Annotated in this window: 17 protein-coding genes, 1 tRNA gene and 1 pseudogene; 9 read left to right on the forward strand and 10 right to left on the reverse strand. The window is 74.4% G+C overall.

The genetic code is table 11. The features are described from left to right. The first annotated feature begins 47 nt into the window (after positions 1–47). From ACH4K4_RS01950 to ACH4K4_RS01960, 3 genes are read left to right on the forward strand one after another with little or no spacing between them, the layout of a single operon-like run. Positions 48–1,010 (forward strand): metallophosphoesterase family protein, encoded by a 963-nt coding sequence (locus ACH4K4_RS01950; protein ID WP_398164077.1) that lies wholly within the window; start codon positions 48–50, stop codon positions 1,008–1,010. Positions 1,011–1,031: 21 nt separating this feature from the next. Further along, positions 1,032–2,276, forward strand: a complete 1,245-nt coding sequence (locus tag ACH4K4_RS01955) for an MFS transporter (protein WP_398164078.1) — start codon at positions 1,032–1,034, stop codon at positions 2,274–2,276. Positions 2,277–2,281: 5 nt separating this feature from the next. Further along, on the forward strand, positions 2,282–3,358 hold the full coding sequence (locus ACH4K4_RS01960; RefSeq protein WP_398164079.1) for a hypothetical protein: 1,077 nt from the start codon (positions 2,282–2,284) through the stop codon (positions 3,356–3,358). A 19-nt stretch (positions 3,359–3,377) separates the two neighbouring features. Here ACH4K4_RS01960 and ACH4K4_RS01965 read toward each other — a convergent pair whose 3' ends face one another. The 7 genes and pseudogenes from ACH4K4_RS01965 to ACH4K4_RS01995 all read right to left on the reverse strand — a co-directional run bounded on the left by ACH4K4_RS01965 (position 3,378) and on the right by ACH4K4_RS01995 (position 9,890). Next, complete coding sequence (locus ACH4K4_RS01965; protein WP_398164507.1) at positions 3,378–3,938, reverse strand: DUF309 domain-containing protein; 561 nt, start codon at positions 3,936–3,938, stop codon at positions 3,378–3,380. Between the two features lie 207 nt (positions 3,939–4,145). Beyond that, on the reverse strand, positions 4,146–5,390 hold the full coding sequence (locus tag ACH4K4_RS01970; RefSeq protein WP_398164080.1) for a D-alanyl-D-alanine carboxypeptidase family protein: 1,245 nt from the start codon (positions 5,388–5,390) through the stop codon (positions 4,146–4,148). 228 nt (positions 5,391–5,618) lie between these two features. Further along, on the reverse strand, positions 5,619–6,872 hold the full coding sequence (locus tag ACH4K4_RS01975) for a cytochrome P450 (RefSeq protein ID WP_398164081.1): 1,254 nt from the start codon (positions 6,870–6,872) through the stop codon (positions 5,619–5,621). A 47-nt stretch (positions 6,873–6,919) separates the two neighbouring features. Further along, complete coding sequence (locus ACH4K4_RS01980; protein WP_398164082.1) at positions 6,920–8,200, reverse strand: MAB_1171c family putative transporter; 1,281 nt, start codon at positions 8,198–8,200, stop codon at positions 6,920–6,922. A 447-nt stretch (positions 8,201–8,647) separates the two neighbouring features. Next, positions 8,648–9,193 carry a PadR family transcriptional regulator gene (locus tag ACH4K4_RS01985; protein WP_398164084.1) on the reverse strand — a complete coding sequence of 182 codons (546 nt, stop codon included), beginning with the start codon at positions 9,191–9,193 and terminating at the stop codon, positions 8,648–8,650. A gap of 23 nt (positions 9,194–9,216) precedes the next feature. Further along, a pseudogene (fadH, locus tag ACH4K4_RS01990) lies at positions 9,217–9,591 on the reverse strand (NADPH-dependent 2,4-dienoyl-CoA reductase); the annotation flags it as partial. Positions 9,592–9,813: 222 nt separating this feature from the next. After that, positions 9,814–9,890, reverse strand: a tRNA-Pro gene (locus tag ACH4K4_RS01995). Between the two features lie 286 nt (positions 9,891–10,176). Here ACH4K4_RS01995 and ACH4K4_RS02000 point away from each other — a divergent pair. Next, on the forward strand, positions 10,177–10,359 hold the full coding sequence (locus ACH4K4_RS02000; RefSeq protein WP_398164086.1) for a YiaA/YiaB family inner membrane protein: 183 nt from the start codon (positions 10,177–10,179) through the stop codon (positions 10,357–10,359). Here the strand turns inward: ACH4K4_RS02000 and soxR are convergent. Beyond that, positions 10,340–10,837: a redox-sensitive transcriptional activator SoxR gene (soxR, locus tag ACH4K4_RS02005; RefSeq protein WP_398164087.1), complete on the reverse strand. Its 498-nt coding sequence runs from the start codon at positions 10,835–10,837 to the stop codon at positions 10,340–10,342. The genes ACH4K4_RS02000 and soxR overlap by 20 nt on opposite strands. Before the next feature lie 54 nt (positions 10,838–10,891). On the opposite strand from soxR, the gene ACH4K4_RS02010 reads away from it, so the two are divergent. After that, entirely contained in the window at positions 10,892–11,659 is a 768-nt protein-coding gene (locus tag ACH4K4_RS02010) for a transketolase (protein WP_398164089.1), read from the forward strand. Positions 11,660–11,740: 81 nt separating this feature from the next. Next, a complete protein-coding gene (locus tag ACH4K4_RS02015; protein WP_398164090.1) occupies positions 11,741–12,643 on the forward strand; it encodes a transketolase family protein in 903 nt (300 codons plus the stop codon). Here ACH4K4_RS02015 and ACH4K4_RS02020 read toward each other — a convergent pair. Continuing rightward, positions 12,633–13,634 (reverse strand): GlxA family transcriptional regulator, encoded by a 1,002-nt coding sequence (locus tag ACH4K4_RS02020; protein ID WP_398164092.1) that lies wholly within the window; start codon positions 13,632–13,634, stop codon positions 12,633–12,635. The genes ACH4K4_RS02015 and ACH4K4_RS02020 overlap by 11 nt on opposite strands. A 271-nt stretch (positions 13,635–13,905) precedes the next feature. Here ACH4K4_RS02020 and ACH4K4_RS02025 point away from each other — a divergent pair, with 271 nt between their 5' ends. The 3 genes from ACH4K4_RS02025 to ACH4K4_RS02035 all read left to right on the forward strand — a co-directional run bounded on the left by ACH4K4_RS02025 (position 13,906) and on the right by ACH4K4_RS02035 (position 17,890). Then, positions 13,906–14,385 carry a hypothetical protein gene (locus tag ACH4K4_RS02025; protein WP_398164094.1) on the forward strand — a complete coding sequence of 160 codons (480 nt, stop codon included), beginning with the start codon at positions 13,906–13,908 and terminating at the stop codon, positions 14,383–14,385. Beyond that, positions 14,382–14,570, forward strand: a complete 189-nt coding sequence (locus tag ACH4K4_RS02030; RefSeq protein WP_398164095.1) for a hypothetical protein — start codon at positions 14,382–14,384, stop codon at positions 14,568–14,570. Before ACH4K4_RS02025 ends, ACH4K4_RS02030 begins: the two co-directional genes overlap by 4 nt. Before the next feature lie 77 nt (positions 14,571–14,647). Further along, positions 14,648–17,890 carry an amidohydrolase family protein gene (locus ACH4K4_RS02035; RefSeq protein ID WP_398164097.1) on the forward strand — a complete coding sequence of 1,081 codons (3,243 nt, stop codon included), beginning with the start codon at positions 14,648–14,650 and terminating at the stop codon, positions 17,888–17,890. A gap of 51 nt (positions 17,891–17,941) precedes the next feature. On the opposite strand, the gene ACH4K4_RS02040 is transcribed toward ACH4K4_RS02035, so the two are convergent. After that, positions 17,942–19,141: a Gfo/Idh/MocA family protein gene (locus tag ACH4K4_RS02040; RefSeq protein WP_398164098.1), complete on the reverse strand. Its 1,200-nt coding sequence runs from the start codon at positions 19,139–19,141 to the stop codon at positions 17,942–17,944. Positions 19,142–19,291: the final 150 nt, after the last annotated feature.

Consider the following 19,291-nt stretch of genomic DNA (forward strand, 5'->3'; position numbering starts at 1 on the left):
CGCCAAGATTCCTCCGTACGGCACCCCCGCCGACCGAGGAGACGGACATGACGCCCACCCCCCGCGCCCCGAAGTCCCGCACCTTCCTGTCCAACCCCCGCACCGGCATACCCACCGCCGCGGGCGCGGTCCTCGCGCTCGTCGGCGGTGCGCTGCTGTGGTCGCCCGCCGGCCGCGCGGACGCCGCGCCGGAACGGGCGGGGGCGCGGGCCGGCGGCTTCACGGCGGTGGCCGCCGGGGACATCGCCGAGCGGTGCACCGCGAGCAGCAGCAGCTGCGTGCACCCGAAGACCGCGGCCCAGGTCAAGAGGATCAACCCGGCCTTCGTGCTGACCATGGGCGACAACCAGTACGACGACGCCCGGCTGAAGGACTTCCAGAAGTACTACGACACCTCCTGGGGCGCCTTCAAGGCCAAGACCCACCCGGTGGCCGGCAACCACGAGACGTACGACCCGGCGGGCAAACTGGCCGGCTACAAGTCCTACTTCGGCTCCGTCGCCTATCCCAAGGGCAAGAGCTACTACAGCTTCGACCAGGGCAACTGGCACTTCGTCGCGCTGGACTCCAACAGCCTGGACTCCGCGCAGACCAAGTGGCTCAAGGACGACCTCGCCGCCAACTCCAAGAAGTGCGTGGCCGCCTACTGGCACCACCCGCTGTTCTCCTCCGGCGAGCACGGCAACAACCCGGTCGGCAGGCCGGTGTGGAAGCTGCTGTACGACGCCAAGGCCGAACTGGTCCTCAACGGGCACGACCACCACTACGAGCGCTTCGCGCCGCAGGACCCGGACGGCAAGGCCGACCCGAACGGCCTGGTCGAGCTGCTCGCCGGGATGGGCGGCGCCAACCCGTACAAGATCGAGGAGGTCCAGCCGAACAGCGAGAAGCGGCTGACGAAGACCTTCGGCGTGGTCAAGCTGAACTTCACCGACGACGGGTTCTCCTGGGACCTGGTCGGCACGGACGGGACGACGAAGGACAGCAGCCCCTCCTACAAGTGCCACTGACCGGCCCGGGACCCGCCCCTCATGTATCTCGCCACCACCGGCGCGGCCGCCGCCACCACGCAGCTGACGCGCGGCCGCGTCGCCGGACCGGTCCTCGCGCTCGGCACGGTCAGCCTGGTCACCGACATCTCCTCCGAGATGGTCACCGCGGTGCTGCCGCTCTACTTCGTCCTGCAACTGGGCCTGTCCCCGCTCCAGTTCGGGTTCCTCGACGGGCTGTACAACGGCGTCACCGCGCTCGTGCGGCTGCTGGGCGGGCACGTCGCGGACCGCGGCGGACGGCACAAGCTCGTGGCCGGCTTCGGGTACGCGCTGTCCGCGCTGTCCCGGCTGGGCCTGCTGCTCGCGGGCGGCGGCACGGCCGGGATCGGCGCGGCCATCGCCGCCGACCGCGTCGGCAAGGGCGTACGGACCGCCCCGCGCGACGCGCTGATCTCGCTCAGCAGCCCGCCGGACACGCTGGGCCGGGCGTTCGGGGTGCACCGCGCGATGGACACCACGGGCGCGCTGCTCGGCCCGCTGGTCGCGTTCGCCCTGCTGTGGGCGACAGCGGACGCCTACGACGCGGTGTTCGTCGTCAGCTTCTGCGTCGGGCTGCTGGGCGTGCTGCTGCTGGTGGCGTTCGTACCGGGGCGCGCCGACCCGGGCGCGGCCGCCGCCCCGGAGCCGCGGGTGCCGCTGCGCGACAGGATCACCGAACCGCTGCGCGACGCCGCCTTCCGGCGCATCATGCTGGCCGCCGCCCTGCTGGGCGCGGCCACCATCGGCGACTCGTTCGTCTACCTGCTGCTCCAGAAGCAACTGGACTTCGCGGTGCGCTGGTTCCCGCTGCTGCCGCTCGGCACCGCCGCGGTCTACCTGCTGCTCGCGGTGCCCGCCGGCCGGCTCGGCGACCGCGTCGGGCGCCGGGTCCCCTTCCTCCTCGGCCACGTGGCCCTGCTCGCCGCCTACGTACTGCTGCTCATCGCCGGCGACGGCACCGCCCTGATGGCCGGGGTCCTCCTGCTGGTCGGTGTCTTCTACGCGGCCACCGACGGCGTGCTCATGGCGCTGGCGGGCCCGGTGCTGCCGGCCGCGCGGCGGGCGAGCGGCATGGCGCTGCTCCAGACGGGCCAGGCGCTGTCCCGGCTGCTCGCCGCCGCAGGTTTCGGCGCCGCCTGGACGCTGTGGGGCAGCCGGGCCGCGCTGGTCGCCGCGGCCGTCGTCCTGGCGGCCGCCCTCGCGGGCGCCGCAGCACTGCTCCCCCGTACGGAAAGGCGGTCGTGACCGGCATGACAGACGCACCGGAGGCAGGGAAGGGTACGGGCGCCGCCGGGCTCCCGATGCGCGTCAGGATCATCGCCGTCGCGGTCGCCACCGCCGTGCTCGCCACGGTCGCCGTGGTCTACACGGTGACGGCGGTGCAGCGCACCGAAGCGGCCGACGCCCCTTCGGCGTTCGGCCTGGACCACGGCCGGCTGTACTTCCGCAGTACGCGGGAGGGCGCCGGGTCCGGCCGCGTCGCACGGCTGTCCGCCGCCCCCGGCCCGGCCGCGGGGGCGGGCGTGCGGGCGGCCGCCGCGCCGGGGCCCGACCACCGCGCCACCGGCGGCCCCGCCTGCGAGCGCTTCTACGCGGCCGGCGGCACCGCCCTGTGCCTCCAGCGCCGCCCCGGCATCCCCCCGGCCGCGTACGCCGTCGTCCTGGACGGGCGGCTGCGCGAGAAGCGCCGGATCGCCCTGACCGGCATCCCCAACCGGGCACGGGTCTCCGCCTCGGGCCGGATGCTGTCCTGGACGATGTTCGCCACCGGCGACTCCTACGCCAGCTCGTCCTTCTCCACCCGTACGTCCATCCTCGACACCCGCACCGGCTACCTGGTCAAGAACATGGAGGACATCCCCCTGACCCTCGGCGGCCGCCGCTACCACTCCCCCGACGTCAACTACTGGGGCGTCAGCTTCGCCCGCGACGACAACCGCTTCTACGCCACGGTCTCCACCAAGGGCCGGACCCACCTCGTCGAGGGCGACATGCGCGCATGGACGGCCCGCGCCCTGCGCGAGAACGTGGAGTGCCCGTCCCTCTCGCCCGACAACACCCGGCTGGCCTTCAAGAAGCGGGTACACGACGGGGCACGCGACCCGTGGCGGCTGTACGTGCTCGACCTGCGCACGATGCGCGAGCGGCCGCTCGCGGAGCAGCGCAGCGTCGACGACCAGGCGGCCTGGCTGGACGACCACACGCTCGGCTACGCACTGCCCGGCCGGGACGGGCGGGGCAGCGACATCTGGACCGTGCCGGCGGACGGCACGGGCGCCCCGGCCCTGCGGGTGGCGGACGCGTCCTCGCCGGCGATGGTGCGGTGACGGCACGGGCCGCCCGCGGCTACACCGGGGGCCGGTCCTCGCCGGCTCGCAGGCGGGGCGCGTTCCCGGCCGCCTCGACCGGCCCCGCCCGCCGGCCGAGCCCGTCCGCCAGCTCCCCGGCCCACGCCGTCAGCCCGGGGATGTCGATGCCGTACGGCACGGTGTGCGCGTACGGGGCGATGGCCCCGGCACCCCGGCGCAGCAGCGCGGCGCCGCCCTTGGCGTTGCCCCGGGCGGCGTGGGTGAGGCCGACGGCGAGCTGGGCGAGACCGCGCCAGAGCTGCCGTTCGGACTCGGGGGCCGTCTTCCAGGCGTCCTCCAGGACTTCGTGGGCGTGAAAGGGCATTCCGCGGTCCAGGAGGTCCTGGGCCTCGGCGATGGTTTCACGGGGGCTGCGCTCGATGCCCTCGGGCTGGCGGGCCACGCCTGGGGCGCCGTACGGCAGCGGGCGTCCCAGGCCGTCCCGCGGGCGGGCGTTGCGCGCCCGGCCCTCGGGGTCGCGGTCCCGCGCGGGACCTGCCTGGGCCGCCGCTCCGGCGCCGCAGTGTTCGCAGCCGGGCTCCGCCGGGCGGTCCGTGATCCGGCCGCACTCCTGGCACACCCGGTCCAGCCAGCAGGCCGGGTCGCCGCCCTCGTCGTGTGGTGTCGCGTTCACGGTTCGATTGTGCAGCGCATGGCGGGACGGCGGGCGGCCGGGGCGACGGCCGAGCGGAGCGATCACCCCGGACGAGTCCGTCATATGGCCGAATTTCGACGGCGCCCCGCACCCGCCGCGTACCGCCCTCCCTCAGCGGCCGTCCCCGGGCGTCTGCCTCCCGCGCACGTACATGCGCCAGCCGAAGACCGCCCCCGCCGCCAGGGCCACGGCGAAGCCGCCGGCCACCGCCCACAAGGTGGTCTCCGACCACCGCCCGGGCTGCCGGGAGACCTGGGCCGCGACCGGCCGCGCCCCGGCGGTGCGGCCGCCGTCCCCGCCCCCCGCCCCGTCGGCCGTCGGCCCCGCGGCCCGGCCGCCCGGCGCCGCGGCCCCGGCCACGAGGGAGCCGACCGGGCGGGTCCTGCCGACGGCGCCGAACCCCCAGTCCAGCAGCGAAGCCGCCTCGTTGTAGACGGCGTTGGACGCGCCGGACTGCGGGTTCAGCACGGTGACCAGCAGCCTGTGGCCGCCCCGTTCGGCCGCGGCGACCAGGGTGTTGCCGGCGTTGCTGGTGTAGCCGTTCTTGACCCCGAGGATGCCGGAGTAGCGCCGCATCCCGTTCGCCCCCGTCAGCAACCGGTTGGTGTTGCGGATCCCGAAGGCGGGACTGCCGCTGCTGGGGAACCGCGCCGACGCGGTGGCGCAGTACTTGGCGAAGTCCGCGTTGGCGAGCCCCGTACGGCCGAACACGCTCAGGTCGTACGCCGAGGACACCTGGCCGGGACTGTCGTACCCGTCCGGGGACTTCACCGTGGTGTCCCTGGCGCCCAGCTGCCGCGCCCTGGCCTGCATCTCCCTGGCCGTGGCCGTCCAGCCGCCGTTCATCGAGGCGAGCACCCGCACCGCGTCGTTGCCGGAGCGCAGGAACACCCCGCGCCACAGGTCGGCGACCCGGTAGCTCCGGTTCTCCTGGATGCCGACGAGACTGCTGCCGGGGCCGATGCCCGCCAGCTCCTTCGGGGCGACCTTGTGCACCGCCTGCGCGCGGAACTTCGGCAGCACGGTGACCGCGAACAGGGTCTTGAGAGTGCTGGCCGGCGCGAGCCGCTGGTGCGCGTTCTTGGCCGCCAGCACGTCCCCGGTACGGAGGTCGGTCACCGTCCAGGCGCGGGCCGACACCCCGGCGGGCAGCGCGGGCGCCCCGGCGCCCGCCAGCTCGGCCCCCGTGCGGTCCTGCAGCCGGTCCGCGACCGTCCCGCGCACCGCTTCCGCCCGCCGCCCCTGCGCCACCCCCTCGGCCCGGGCCGCCGACGGTATGGACGTGAGCGTCAGCCCGGCGGCGGCGATCACGGCCAGCACACCGGCTTTCCGGGACAAAAGCGTGTCAAGTGCCATGCCTTCACGCTAGGAAGCACGCACCCCGCCCGCAGAGGGGCCTACGCCAGACGGCCGAAGAGCGCGGAGCGCCGGGGCGGGGCGCGCACCGGGAGACGCTCGACGGCACTTCCGCCCGGACGCACGAGGACCCGCCCGGTGCGACGGGGGATGCACACCGGGCGGGCCTCACGACCTTTCTACCGCATGCAGGAACGGTTATGCCTCAAAAATTTGTTCGCCCCGCAACTACCAGGCGACGGGGAGCGAGATCAAGCCACCCGAGCGCAGCGACCGGCGGCGGCGCGGTCCGGCCGCCGCCGCGTCGTGCCGCAGACCGGGAAAACGCCTGATGAGAGCAGCCAGAGCGAGTTCCGTCTGCATCCGCCCCAGCGCCGCGCCGAGGCAGTAGTGGATGCCGTGCCCGAATGTGAGGTGACCCGTGGCGTCACGGCCGGGATCCAGCGTGTCAGGGGCGTCGAACCGGCGCGGGTCGCGGTTGGCCGAAGCAAGGGAGAGCAGCACACTCTCCCCCGCCGGCACCCGTACGCCGCCGATCTCCACGTCCTCCAGCGGGAACCTGCGGATGGCGAGCAGGGCCGGTCCGTCGTAGCGCGCGAACTCTTCCACGGCCGCCGGGAGTTCGGCCGGATTGGCACGCAACGCTGTGAGGCGTGCGGGGTGATCGAGCAGGGCGAGTACGGAGTTTCCTATGAGGTGCACGGTGTTCTCGTAGCCCGCGAACAGGAGGAGGAAGGCAAGCGAGGTGAGTTCGTCCTCCGTGAGCCGGTCCCCGGCATCCGCGGCCGGGCCCGTGCCCGCGTCCCCGCCGGGCGCCGGGCCCGCGTCCCTGACCATGACGAGATCGGAGAGCAGGTCGTCGGCGGGGGCCGCCCGCTTGGCCGCGATCAGGCCGGTGAAGTAGCGCATCATCGCCCCGACGGCCTCCTTCGCCAGGTGCGGCCGCTGCGGGTCCGGCGTGATCAGCGCGTCGGTCCAGGCCCGGAAGTCCGGCCGGTCCCCCTCCGGCACGCCAAGGAGATCGCAGATCACGACGATGGGCAGCGGACCGGCGTACGCGGTCATCAGGTCGGCCCGGCCGGCGTCCTCGACCGCGTCCAGCAGGCCGTCCGCGAGCCGCCGTACGGGCGCCCGCAGCTTCCCGACCCGGGCGGGCGTGAACGCCTTCGCCACCAGGCGCCGCACCCGCGTGTGGTCCGGCGGGTCCATGTTGAGCAGGTTGGCGTCCAGGGCGGGCGGCAGCGCGAAGCCCCGGTAGCCGCCGGCACGCGCGTTGCGCTTGTCCAGGGAGAGCCGGGGGTCGGCCAGGCACCTGCGCACGTCCTCGTACCGCGTCACCAGCCACGCGGGCTGCCCGTCGGGGCCGGCGACGCGGTGTACGGGACCGGCGTCCCGCAGCACCGCGTAGCCGGCGTGCGGATCGTCCACGAGGTGCGTCACGTCGATGAGGTCGTCGGTGCGTGTCTCGGCGCTGTTCTGCATGGGCCACGACTCTAGGGCACTCGCCGGGCCCCGCCCCCGCTCCCGGTTCAGTGCCGTTGCGCGGCGCTGCGCTGGCGGAGTTCGGTGAGGACGGTGTCGGTCAGCGGCGAGTGGTAGACGTCGGCGACCCGCGCCAAGTGCTCGTATTCGGCGTCCGGTTCGGCCGGCAGCCGCTCCGCGGTCACGCCGCCCGGTCCGCCGGACCGTCCCGGGAATCCGGTCGGCCCGGGCGCCGGGCGCTCCTCCTCCGCCGTCACCACCACGCAGTCGGCACCGAGGACGGGCACGAGCCCGATCGCCCGGTTCTCCAGCCCGCGCCGCAGCGCCGCGGCCTCCGCGACGGCCGCCAGCTGCCGTTCGTCCGCCACGACCGCGCGCCCGCGCTCCCGCGCGATGTCGATGGTGTCCGACTCCACGTACCGCCGGATGCCGCGCTGGACGTCCCGGATCTGCGCCATCTGCCGGTCGGCCCGGCCCTGGAGGCCGGCGAACGGCCGCTGCGTACGCCGCGCCGCCACCTCGGGGGCCTGCGCGGTGACGTCCTTCCACAGCGGGTGCAGGCGGCGCAGCCGGCGCCAGGCGGACGCCCTCGGCCCCGCGGCCGGCAGCGCGAACCCGGCCAGCATCAGGACCGCGGCGACCGACGCGCTCAGCGGGGCCACCCCGTTGGAGAGCCACGGCGCCTCGTGGCCGGCCCAGGAGAGCGCGAAGCCGGCCAGTTCGCAGGCGCAGTACACCAGGCCGAGCCAGCAGCCGGCGGCCAGCACCCGCAGGCCGCGGGCGAGCCAGGAAGGGCCGAGCCCGGACGCGTACCGCGGGCAGAGCGTGCCCAGTCCCGCGAGGCCGGCGCCGGAGATGGCCAGATACAGCACCAGGAACGTCATCACGCCCGGCGAGCCGGTGTAGGCCGTACTGAAGTCCCCGGGGTGTTCCACGGCGTCGGGCCGCCCGACGGCGAAGCCGGTCACCGCCGCCGCCCAGACCGCCGCCACGACCGCCAGCGCCGTGCGGGTCCGCAGCCGGGCCCTGGCGCGGCCCTCCGCGCCCGTACCGCCGTTCCAGCGCAGCACCAGGACGAACGCGCCGGCCGCGAACACCACCACCGAGGAGTACAGGAGGAGCATCGCGAGGTTCGGCACTCCGGTCAGCCGGTCGAACCACCGGTAGACGCCGGGCGCGGAGAAGAGGAACACCGTCGCGATGCCCGCGGCCATCACACAGGTCAGCCCCAGGTCCGCGGTGCCGCGGTCGCGCAGCCAGTCGCGGACCTTGAAGGCGACGACCGTCCAGGCCATCGCGCCGAGGCACAGATACACCACGTCAAACACTCGATCCCCCGTCCGAGTTCACCGATGTACGTCAGGCGCTTGGGGGAGGTCCCGAGGTCGCGGAAGATCCGGTACGCGTCGCCGGTACGGGCCGTCAGGCCGGAGCCCGCGTCTCCCGGGCGCGTCGGCGCGATCCGTACGGGACGGCCGGGATCCCCGGCCGGCAGCTCACAGCGGCTTCGCGCGCGCCGGGCCCGCGCGCCCGCGCGTAGCCGGTGGCACCGCTTCGCGCGCACGCTCCGCGCCCCGTTCCCGGTCCGCGCGCCCCCCATCAGCATCCGCCCCCCGGCTTCGCTCCCCCGGGTTCCGGCCGCCCGCGCCCCGCACGCAGTTGTGACCGCCGAAACCGCGGCACGATCCTGTCACGCGAGGGATATCGCGCACCAGACCACTTACGGACAGTGAGAATCGCGGAGCCGGCGCCCCTCATGACGCCTCCGGTACGGCTCAGTCCGTCCCGTCCGGCTCCCCCACCGCGTCGAGCGCCTCCGTCAGCCAGGCGATCCAGAAGGTCTCCAGGCCGATGCCGCCTTGGAGCACGAGGTGCCGTAGCCGGTCCGGCCCGGCGTCGCGCTCCGGTGGGAAGTCGCGCCGCTCGATCGCCTCGTACTCCGCCAACTGCTCGCGGTGCAGGGCGAGGTGGCGGCTCAGCTCGTCCCGCAATCCGCCGGAGCCGACCACCGCGGCGGCACGCATGCGCAGCAGCAGCGGGTCGCGGACGGGCCGGGGGTCCCCGGGCCCGGCCACCCAGGCGGTCAGCTCGTCCCGGCCCGCCGGCAGCGCCGCGTACTCCTTGCGCTGCCCCCGGGTCGGCCCCTCGGAGGGCAGCGCCCGGATGTGCCCGCTCTTCTCCAGCTTCCCCAGCTCACGATAGATCTGCTGGTGCGTGGCGGACCAGAAGTAGCCGATCGACCGGTCGAAGCGCCGGGCCAGTTCCAGGCCGGAGGACGGCTTTTCGAGCAGGGCGGTGAGGATCGCGTGCGGGAGGGACATGGCCGCATCCTACGTACGCCCTCTCACCGGGCCGCGGACAGTTCGGTGCCCTGGAGGATGGCGCGTTTGGCGTCCAGCTCGGCCGCGACGTCGGCCCCGCCGATGAGGTGGACGGGGTGCCCCGCGGCCCGCAGTGCCTCGTACAGCTCGCGGCGCGGCTCCTGGCCCGCGCAGACGACGACCGTGTCCACGGGGAGCACCGAGGCGGCCCCGTCGACGGTGATGTGCAGGCCGTCGTCGTCGATCCGGTCGTACGTCACGCCGGCGAGCATGGTGACGCCGCGGTGCCACAGCTCGGTGCGGTGGATCCAGCCGGTGGTCTTGCCGAGCCCGGCGCCGGCCTTGGAGGTCTTGCGCTGGAGGAGGTGCACCGCGCGCGGAGGGCTCAGCAGGTGCGGATACGGACTCATGCGACGGCTCCTCGCGGTGTCGGCCCGCCCCGACCACGCGGCAGGCGCCCGGGACGCGCCGCGCCGGGCGCCGCGCCGGGCATTATGCAACTAGTTGCACAACGGAGAACAGAGGACCGCGACGTCGCCTGCGACACACCGGATCCACCGCAACACGGCGAAGGCCGCCCCCGCATCCCTGCGAGAACGGCCTACGACCTGCGAAAACGCTGGTCGGGACGACAGGATTTGAACCTGCGACCCCTTGACCCCCAGTCAAGTGCGCTACCAAGCTGCGCCACGTCCCGATGCCCGTCCGGCCCGGGGTTTCCCCCCGGCTGACCGCGCATGAGAACAATACCGCATGTCAGGGGGTGTCCACCGCCAGGTTTCGGCGAGGCGTTCCCCGGCGGCCGCGGTCCGGCCGGTGCCGGCGGGTGCGGGGCGGATGAGTATCCGTACTCATGCGCCCCCGCCGGGGCGGCGGCACGCTACGCGCATGACCACTCCATCGATACAGCGGCCGACGACCACCGCCTTCTTCGTGCAGTCCGCGATCTCCTTCGGGCTCTCCCTGGCCGCGCCAAGCTGCCGGTGGGCGCCTGGGAGCGCGGGTTCCTCGCGCTCGGTCTGGTCTTCGTGGTCTCGTCGGCGTTCACGCTGGCCAAGTGCGTACGGGACCGGCAGGAGGTCGAGGAGGTCACCAGCCGCGTGGACAAGGCCAGGATCGACAAGCTCCTCATCGAGCAGGACGTCTTCAAGCCGGGTCAGATGTGACGCCCGGCGTTTCGGCACCGACCGATTCGGGGCGGTCGCCCAGCAGATAGCGGGCGCCCGCCCCCTTCGACGCCGCGGCGTCGCCCGGGTTGTAGAGCCCGCACTTGCGCAGGCTCAGGCATCCGCAGCCGACACATCCGGCCAACTGGCGGCGGAGCTGCTGGAGTTCGGCTATCTGCCGGTCGATGCGGCGGGTCCATGTGCGGGCGACCCGGTTCCACTCGGAGGCGTTGGGCGCGCGCTCCTTCGGCAGCTTGGCCAGGGCGGCGCTGGTCTCCTCCAGGGAGAGGCCGACCACCTGGGCCGCCCGGATGAAGGCGATCCGGCGCAGGGTGGCACGGGTGAAGCGGCGCTGCCCGCCGCCGGTGCGTTCGGAGTGGATCAGGCCCAGCTCCTCGTAGTAGCGCAGCGCGGAGGCGGCCAGTCCGCTGCGGCCGGCGAGTTCCCCGATCGGGAGGCGGTCGTGAGCTGATGTCATGCCCGCAGGCTATCGCTTGACCTCAAGGGCGCTTGAAGTTGCAGGCTCTCTGCCATGACGAACACGACCACGAACGTGACGCGCCAGGACCGGACGGAGAGCGCGCCCGGCTTCGCCGAACTCCCCGGTCTGATGAGCCTGATGACGGGCGACGAGAAGCACGGCCCCGCCGCCACCTCCACCCTCGACGCCCTCTGGGTGCTCTACGACCGGGTGCTGCGGATCTCCCCCGACGCCGCCCGGGACCCGGCCCGGGACCGTTTCCTCCTCTCCAAGGGGCACGGCCCGATGGCCTACTACGCGGTGCTCGCCGCCAAGGGCTTCTTCCCCGCCGCGTGGCTGCCGGGCTTCGGCTCGTACGACTCGCCGCTCGGCCACCACCCGGACCGGGTGCTCGTGCCCGGCGCGGAGATCGGCAGCGGCTCGCTGGGGCACGGCCTGCCGCTGGCCGTGGGCACGGCCCTGGGCCTGCACGCACAGGGACTCACCGACCCGACGGTGTGGGTGCTGGTCGGCGACGCGGAGCTGGACGAGGGCAGCAACCACGAGGCCATCGCGTACGCGGGCGCCGCCGGCCTGTCCCGGCTGCACACGCTGGTCGTCGACAACTCCTCGTCGACCCACGGCTGGCGCGGCGGCATCGCCTCCCGCTTCGAGGCCGCCGGCTGGTCCGCCGCGACCGTGGACGGACGCGACCACGAGGCGCTGTACGCGGCGTTCACCGCGCCCCACCCGGGCCGGCCGCACGCGGTGGTCGCCCGCGTGGAGCCGAAGGAGTACGCGGACGAGCCGAAGCCGAAGCCGCGCGGAGACGCGGCGTGAGCGCCGGATTCCCGGCACCGGGCGCGCATCCGGCGCCCGCCGCGTACCGCCACCCCGCCAACCTGTGAAGGGATCACCCTGATGGACACCATGCGTGAACGTTTCGCCTCGGTCACCGGCCAGCTGCTCGACGAGGACCCCCGGCTGGCGGTCGTGCTCGCCGACATCGGCGTGGACGGCTTCCGGACCGCGCGGGAACGCCACCCCCGGCGGGTGGTGAACGTCGGCATCAGAGAACAGCTCCTCGTCGGCGTGGGCGGCGGCCTCGCCCTCACCGGGCTGCGGCCCGTCGTGCACACCTTCGCCAGCTTCCTGGTGGAGCGCCCCTTCGAGCAGGTGAAGCTGGACTTCGGGCACCAGGACACCGGCGGGGTACTGGTCAGCGCCGCCGGGTCGTACGACTGGCCGGCCGGCGGCTTCACCCACATGGCGCCGGGCGACATCGCCCTGCTGGACAGCCTGGACGGCTGGACCATGCACGTGCCGGGCCACCCGGACGAGGCCGAGACGCTGCTGCGCCACGCCGCGGCGGCCGGTGACGACAAGGTCTACGTACGGCTGTCCGTCCAGAGCAACGAGGCGCCGCGCCCCGTCGACGGCGCCCGGTTCCTGACGCTGCGCGAGGGCCGCGGCGGCGTCGTGATGGCCGTCGGGCCCATGCTGGACAACGTGCTCGCCGCCACCGAGGGCCTGGACGTGACCGTGCTGTACGCGACGACCGTGCGGCCCTTCGACGGCGCGGCGCTGCGCGCCGCGGTGGCGGGGGCCGCGGCCGCCGACGTGGTGCTCGTCGAGCCGTACCACGAGGGCACCTCGACCCGGCACGCCAACGACGCGCTCGGTGACGTGCCGCACCGCGTCCTGGGCCTCGGCGTCGGGCGCCGGGAACTGCGCCGCTACGGGCAGCTCGCGGAACACCTCGCGGGCCAGGGCCTGGACCCGCGGTCGCTCCGCGAGCGGATCACCGGATTTCTCACCCGGTGACGGTGGCGGAGGCGGTGGCGTCGGCGGCTCGCTCCCGGGAGCCGTCGGCGCCCGCCCGGAAAGCGGCACGGTACGTCTTCGGAGTCACCCCGACGACGCGCTTGAACCGCTCCCGGAACGCGGTCGGCGAGCCGAAACCGGCCTGCGCGGCGATGCGCTCGACGCCGTGACCGGTGGTCTCCAGCAGGAACTGCGCGCGCCGCACCCGGGCCCGTAGCAGCCACTGCAACGGCGTGGTGCCCGTCTGCTCCCGGAAGCGGCGGCTGAAGGTCCGCTCGCTCAGGCCGCAGCGCGCGGCCAGCTCCGCGAGGGTCACCTCCTGGGCGAGGTTGTCCTCGATCCAGGACAGCACCGGTTCCAGCAGCGAACCCCGGGGCACCGGCGGCTGGGGGTGCACGATGAACTGCGCCTGCCCGCCCTCCCGTTCCAGCGGCATCACCGCCAGCCGGGCCGAGTCCGCGGCGACCGCCGAGCCGAAGTCCCGCCGGACGACGTGCAGGCACAGGTCCAGCGCGGCGGCGGCCCCCGCCGAGGTCAGGATCTGGCCGTTGTCCACGTACAGCACGTCCGGCCGCACGTCGACCAGCGGGTACAGCTCGGCCAGCCGGCCGGCCGCGATCCAGTGCGTGGTCGCCCGCAGCCCGTCCAGCAGCCCGGCCGCCGCGAGGGTGAACGCTCCCGTGCAGACGGACACGATCCGGGTGCCGGCCGCCGCTGCCGCGCGCAGCGCGTCGAGCACCTCCTCACCGGGAGGGGCGGCGTGCTCCGAACACCCCGGCACGACGACCGTGTCCGCTTCCCGCAGCGCCTCCAGGCCGTACGGGGCGGTGAGTGTGAAGCTCTCGCCGGCCACCTGCGACTGCGGCGCGCAGACCCGGACCCGGTACGGGCGGCGCCCGTCGGCCAGCCGGGCCCGCCCGAACACATCGATCGGGGCCGCCATGTCGACCGCCACCACATGGTCCAGGGCCAGTACCGCCACCGTATGCATGGAGACACGGTAAACGAGATACCGCCATCCACCTCCGGGCAGTTCACAGGGTTGTGGCAGGCGTCTGCCCAGCCGGCACCGGTTGGCGGGAACCCGTTGGACATTGTCGGTTCAGCCCATGGGGAACGGTGTGCGCGCCGCCCTAACCTGACGCCGCAAGATCCCGAGTACGCGGCGAAGGAGCACCACCGATGCACATCCAGTCCGTCCCGAGAGGCGGCTCCGGCCCGCTCGGCGTCGTTGCCCCGCAGCCGGAGCACGGAGCGGGCGCATGACGAAGTTCCTGCTCGCCGTGCACGTCCTGGCGGCTGTCATCGCCATCGGTCCGGTGACCGTGGCGGCCAGCATGTTCCCCCCGGCGGTACGCCGCGCCCAGGCGGCCGGGCCGGACGCCGCGGCCCTGGCCTCCGTCCGGCTGCTGCACCGCATCTGCCGGGTCTACGCCGCCGTCGGCCTGGCCGTACCGGTCTTCGGCTTCGCCACCGCCAGCAGCCTCGGCGTTCTCTCCGACGCGTGGCTGATCACCTCGATCGTGCTGACCGCCGCCGCGGCCGGCGTCCTCGCGCTGTTCGTCCTGCCCGGCCAGGAGGGGCTGCTCGCCCAGCTGGACAGCACCGGCACCACCACCTGCGCCCCGGTGGCACCTCGCGCCATCGCGCGGCTGGGCATGCTCACCGGCGTCTTCAACCTGCTCTGGGCCGTCGTGACCGTCCTCATGATCATTCGCCCCGGCTCCACCACGGGAGCGTGACCGTGCACCGCGCCTGGACGCCCCTGCGCGTCTCCGCCGCCGTCGAACTCGCCTCCCTCGTCGTCATGCCGGCCAACCTCGCCACCGCGCACCTGCCCGCCGTCTCCTCCCTCATGGGCCCGCTCCACGGGGTAGGCCTCCGCCGGCAGGAGAGATACCAGAGGGGCGCGCCCTGTGGGTGTTGACCCGGGACCGGCGGCCCGTGGCAGGATCAAGCGGCCCGCCGCCACGGACCGGGCAACCTGCCATAGCTGGAGGACCGTTGGACACCACGGAAAGACCAGAGGACGCTTCCCGGCCCGTACTTCCCCCACGCCCTTTCTCCCGCCGCAGATTCCTGCAGGGCACGGCATCCGCGGCCGCGGTGACCGGCCTGGCCGGCCTCCCGGGGCCGCTCGCCGGTACGGCGCACGCGGCCGGCGCCGGCTCGCCCGCCCTCTCCTTCACCGCCGCGACGAACGGCGCCGCCACGCTCTCACCGACCGGCGGCCCCCTGGTCGCCGAGATCCAGAACGTCCTGTGGTCCGTGCCGCGCGACGGCGGCGAGGCCCGCGCGCTGACCCCGCCCGACCTGGAGCCCACCCGGCCCGTCTTCTCCCCCGACGGCAGCCGCCTCGCCGTCTGCGCCTACCGCGGCGGCGGCTTCCACATCTGGACGCTGTGCCCCGACGGCTCCGGCCTGCGGCAGCTGACCGACGGCCCCTGGGACGACCGCGGTCCGGCCTGGTCGCCGGACGGCACCCGGCTCGCCTTCGCCTCCGAGCGGGGCGGCGACCCGGTGGCCGGCAGCCCGTACCGGATCTGGGTCCTGGACGTACGGACGCGGAAGCTGACCCGCGTCACCGGGCTTCCCGGGCAGCGGGGCCCCCACCAGAACGGCGCCTGGGAGGACTTCGACCCCACCTGGTCACCGGACGGCGAGCGCCTGTGGTTCGTGCGCGGCACGCTCGCGGGCACCGCCTTGAACAGCCGTACCATCGCGTCCGTACGGGCCGACGGCAGCGGCGAGGTCGTCACCGAGCACACCGCCGCCGCCGGCACCCAGGCCCTCGTCCCGGCCCTGGCGCCCGCCGCGAAGGGCGCCGCCGCCCGGCTCGCCTACCTGCGGACCACCGAGCGGCCCGGCGCCACCTGCGCCCTCGTCGTGGACGGCGCCGTGGTCCCGGTCGACGGTGACGTGCTGCCCGTACCGCCTCGCTGGATCTCGCGCGAGAAGCTGCTGCTGACCGTCGACGGCCGGTTCACGGTGCTGCGACCCGCCGCGCCGGACGCCGCGGAAACCATCGACTTCACCGCCGAACTGCCCCTGCGGCGGCCCCGTTACGAGGTCAAGGACTACGGCTTCGAACGCACCGGCGTCCGGCCGGTACGCGGGGTGCACCTGCCCGCCCTCTCCCCCGACGGCCGCCGGGTGGCCTTCGCCGCGCTGGACTCGCTCTGGCTGGCCCCGGTTTCCGGCGGCAGGCCCCGGCGGCTGGTCCGCGCGGACGCCACCCGGTACGTCCTCGGCCCGAGCTGGTCCCGCGACGGCCGCTCCCTGCTGTACGCCGACGACCGCGACGGGCTCTTCGCGGTCCGCCGGCACGACCTGGCGACCGGCGAGGAGACGGTGCTCGCCGGCGGGGGCCGCGTCCAGCCGGCCCTGTCCCCGGACGGCGGGCGGCTCGCCGCGATCGACATGTCGGGCAACCTCGTCGTACGCGACCTGGCCGGCGGCACGGAGACGGTGGCCGCCGCGCCGCTGGGCGCGGGCGGCGTACCGGGCCGCCCGAGCTGGTCGCCGGACGGCCGCTACCTGGCGTTCTGCGACCGCAACCGCCTCAACCGCCGCTTCCGCGAGGGCTACAACCTCATCCGGGTCGTCGACACGCACACCGGCGAGGACCGGCTGCACGCCCCGGACCCCGGGCACGGCCTCACGTCGATCGCCGACCGCTACGACTCGGGCCCCGTCTGGTCGCCGGACGGCCGGTGGATGGCGCTGATCGCCGAATCCGCGCTGTGGGTGCTGCCCGTACGGCCCGACGGCACCCCCGACGGCGCGCCGCGCCGGCTGACCGACGAGAGCGCCGACCACCCGTCCTGGTCCGGCGACTCCCGCACCCTGCTCTACCTCTCGGCCGGCCGGCTGCGGCTGACCGGCCTGGACGGCGGCCCGGCCCGTACCGTCCGGGTCGCGCTCGACCACCGCGGCACGCGGGCCCCGGACACGGTCGTCCACGCGGGCCGTTTCTGGGACGGCACCGGCGACGAGGTGCGCGAGGACGTCGACGTGGTGGTGCGCAACGGCCGGATCACCGCCGTCGAGCCGCACGCCCGCGCTTCGGGTCGCCGCGCCGCCCGCCGCGTCGACGCCTCCGCGCGCACGGTGATCCCCGGACTGTGGGACTCGCACACCCACCCCTGGCAGACGACGTACGGCGGCCGGCAGACCGCGCTCCAGCTCGCCTACGGCATCACCACCGCCGTCTCCTTCGGCGGCTTCTCCTACGAGCAGGCCCGCATCCGGGAATCCATCGCCGCCGGCACACTCGCGGGGCCGCGGCTGCTGTCCTGCGGCGAGCTGCTGGACGGCAGCCGCGTCGCGTACAGCATGGGCCGCGCCCACGCCACGCGCGAGGGCCTGCGCCGGTCGCTGGAGCGGGGCGCCGCGCTGGACTGGGACTTCGTCAAGACGTATGTACGGGCCCCGGGCTGGATCATGGAAGAGGCCGCGCGCTTCGCGCACCAGCGGCTGCGGGTGCGGTCCGGCAGCCACCTGCTGACGCCCGGCGTACAGCTCGGCCAGGACCTGACCACCCACCTTCAGGCGACGCAGCGCCTGGAGTCCGGCCACGCCGTCTCCGCCACCGGCCACGCCTACCAGGACGTGGAAGAGGTCTACACCGGTACGGACTTCCACCTCGTCGCCACGCCCTTCACCGCCTCCGTACTGCTGGGCACCGACCCCGGTCTCGCCGACGACGACCGGGTGACCATCCTCATGCCGCCGTGGGACGCCGCGCTGGCGCGGGAGAACGCGGGCCACCGGCCCACCCCCGCGCAACTGGGCGACCTCCGGACCGAAATCGCCGTCTACCGGCGGGTGCTGCGCGGCGGCGGCCTCGTCGCCCTGGGCACGGACCAGCCGCTGACGCCGATCGGACTGCACCTGCACCTGGCGCTGCGCGCCCTGCACCGCCACGGGTTCACCGCGGCGCAGGCCCTGCGCACCGCCACCGCCCTCCCCGCCCGCGTCTTCGGCGCCGACCGGGACCTCGGCACGCTGGAGGAAGGCAAGCTGGCCGACCTGGTGATCGTGGACGGCGACCCGTTCACCGACTTCGACTCCCTCGTCCGTACGGCCGCGGTGCTCAGGGGCGGACGGCTGTACGAGCAGCGGGACCTGGTGGCGGCCTTCCCCGCGCCGTCGGACCGCGCGGTCAAGTCCGGTGCGGGCGAGGTGGACTGGCTGGAGGTGGGGCGGCAGCACCGGCGCGATTCCTGCTGCGGACCGGCGGACTGAGCACCGGGGCGGGAGGGCGGCGCGCGACGGACCGGCGCCCTCCCGCACGCCTCACCCCTCTTTCGTCTGGCCCCGCTCGAAGTAGTCGGCCAGCACCGGGTCCAGGGCCGGCACCTCGCGCGGGGTGCCGCCGTCGCGGAGCGAGGCGGTGGCCCGGTCGCCCGCCGCCACCGCCATCCGGGCCGCGACCGGCGAGGTGTCGGTGCGCCCGCCGTGCCGGACGAACCGCAGGAACTCGTCCACCAGCAGCGGGTCGGCGCCGCCGTGCCCCGCCTCGTCGTCCGTCTCCCCGGCCGGCAGCTCGTACACGGCGTCGGCGTCGGCGCGGTAACCGGACTGGCGGCGGTTCCACACCCGTACCGAACCGCCCGGCCCGTCCCCGAAGTTCTCCAGGCGGCCCGCGTCCCCGATGACGGTGTAGTTTCTCCAGTAGTCGGGACTGAAGTGACACTGCTGGTACGCGGCCAGCACCCCGTTGTCCAGGCGCATGTTGACCAGGGAGACGTCCTCGACGTCGATCTCCGGGTTCAGGCCCCGCTGGCCGCCCGGCGGCCAGTGCGCGGCGTGCTCCAGCCAGTCCTGCGGCCGGGCCTCGCCGGGCGCCCGCCGCAGGCCGGGATCGCCGTAGACCATCAGGTCGCCCAGCGCCTGCACCTGCCGCGCGTAGCCGTTCGCGAGCCAGTGCAGCGCGTCCAGGTCGTGGGCGCCCTTCTGGAGCAGCAGCCCGTTGGTGTGCCGCCGCTCGGCGTGCCAGTCCTTGAAGTAGTAGTCGCCGCCGTGCCCGACGAAATGGCGGACCCACACGGTCTTCACCCGGCCGATGTCACCGCGCAAGATCAGTTCCCGCATCAGCCGGATGACGGGCATGTGGCGCATGTTGTGGCCGACGTACAGGCGGGTGCCGGTCTCGAAAGCGGTGCGCAGTATGGCGTCGCAGTCCTCGACGGTGGTCGCCAGCGGCTTCTCGACGAAGACGGGCCTGCCCGCGCGGAGGGCCTGGCGCGCGAGGTCGGCGTGCGTGTGGTCGGGTGTCAGGACGAGCAGCGCGTCCAGGCCCGGGTGGCGCAGCAGCGCGCGGTGGTCGGTGAACGTCTCGGCGGCGGGGAAGCGTCGGGTGGCGTACGCCAACGCGTCCGGGTCGGTGTCGGCCACCGCGGCGACCCGGGCGCCGTATCCCGGCCGGTGGGCGGTGCGCGCGAGGTCGCCGCGCAGGCCGAAGCCGATGACTCCCAGGCGTAGATCGTCGGTCATGAGGCGCCTCCACAGGCTGACGGACTCCAAGGTCGGCGGAGTACGGGACCAAGGAACGGCGGGGCGGTGACGGCCGCGTGCCGCAGCAAGCACGCTTCCCCCCGCCACCCCGCGAGAACACCGCCGGACGTCGTCCCGGCACCGTAGACC

This window comes from Streptomyces sp. NPDC017529 (genome assembly GCF_044329785.1).
Taxonomy (GTDB): domain Bacteria; phylum Actinomycetota; class Actinomycetes; order Streptomycetales; family Streptomycetaceae; genus Streptomyces.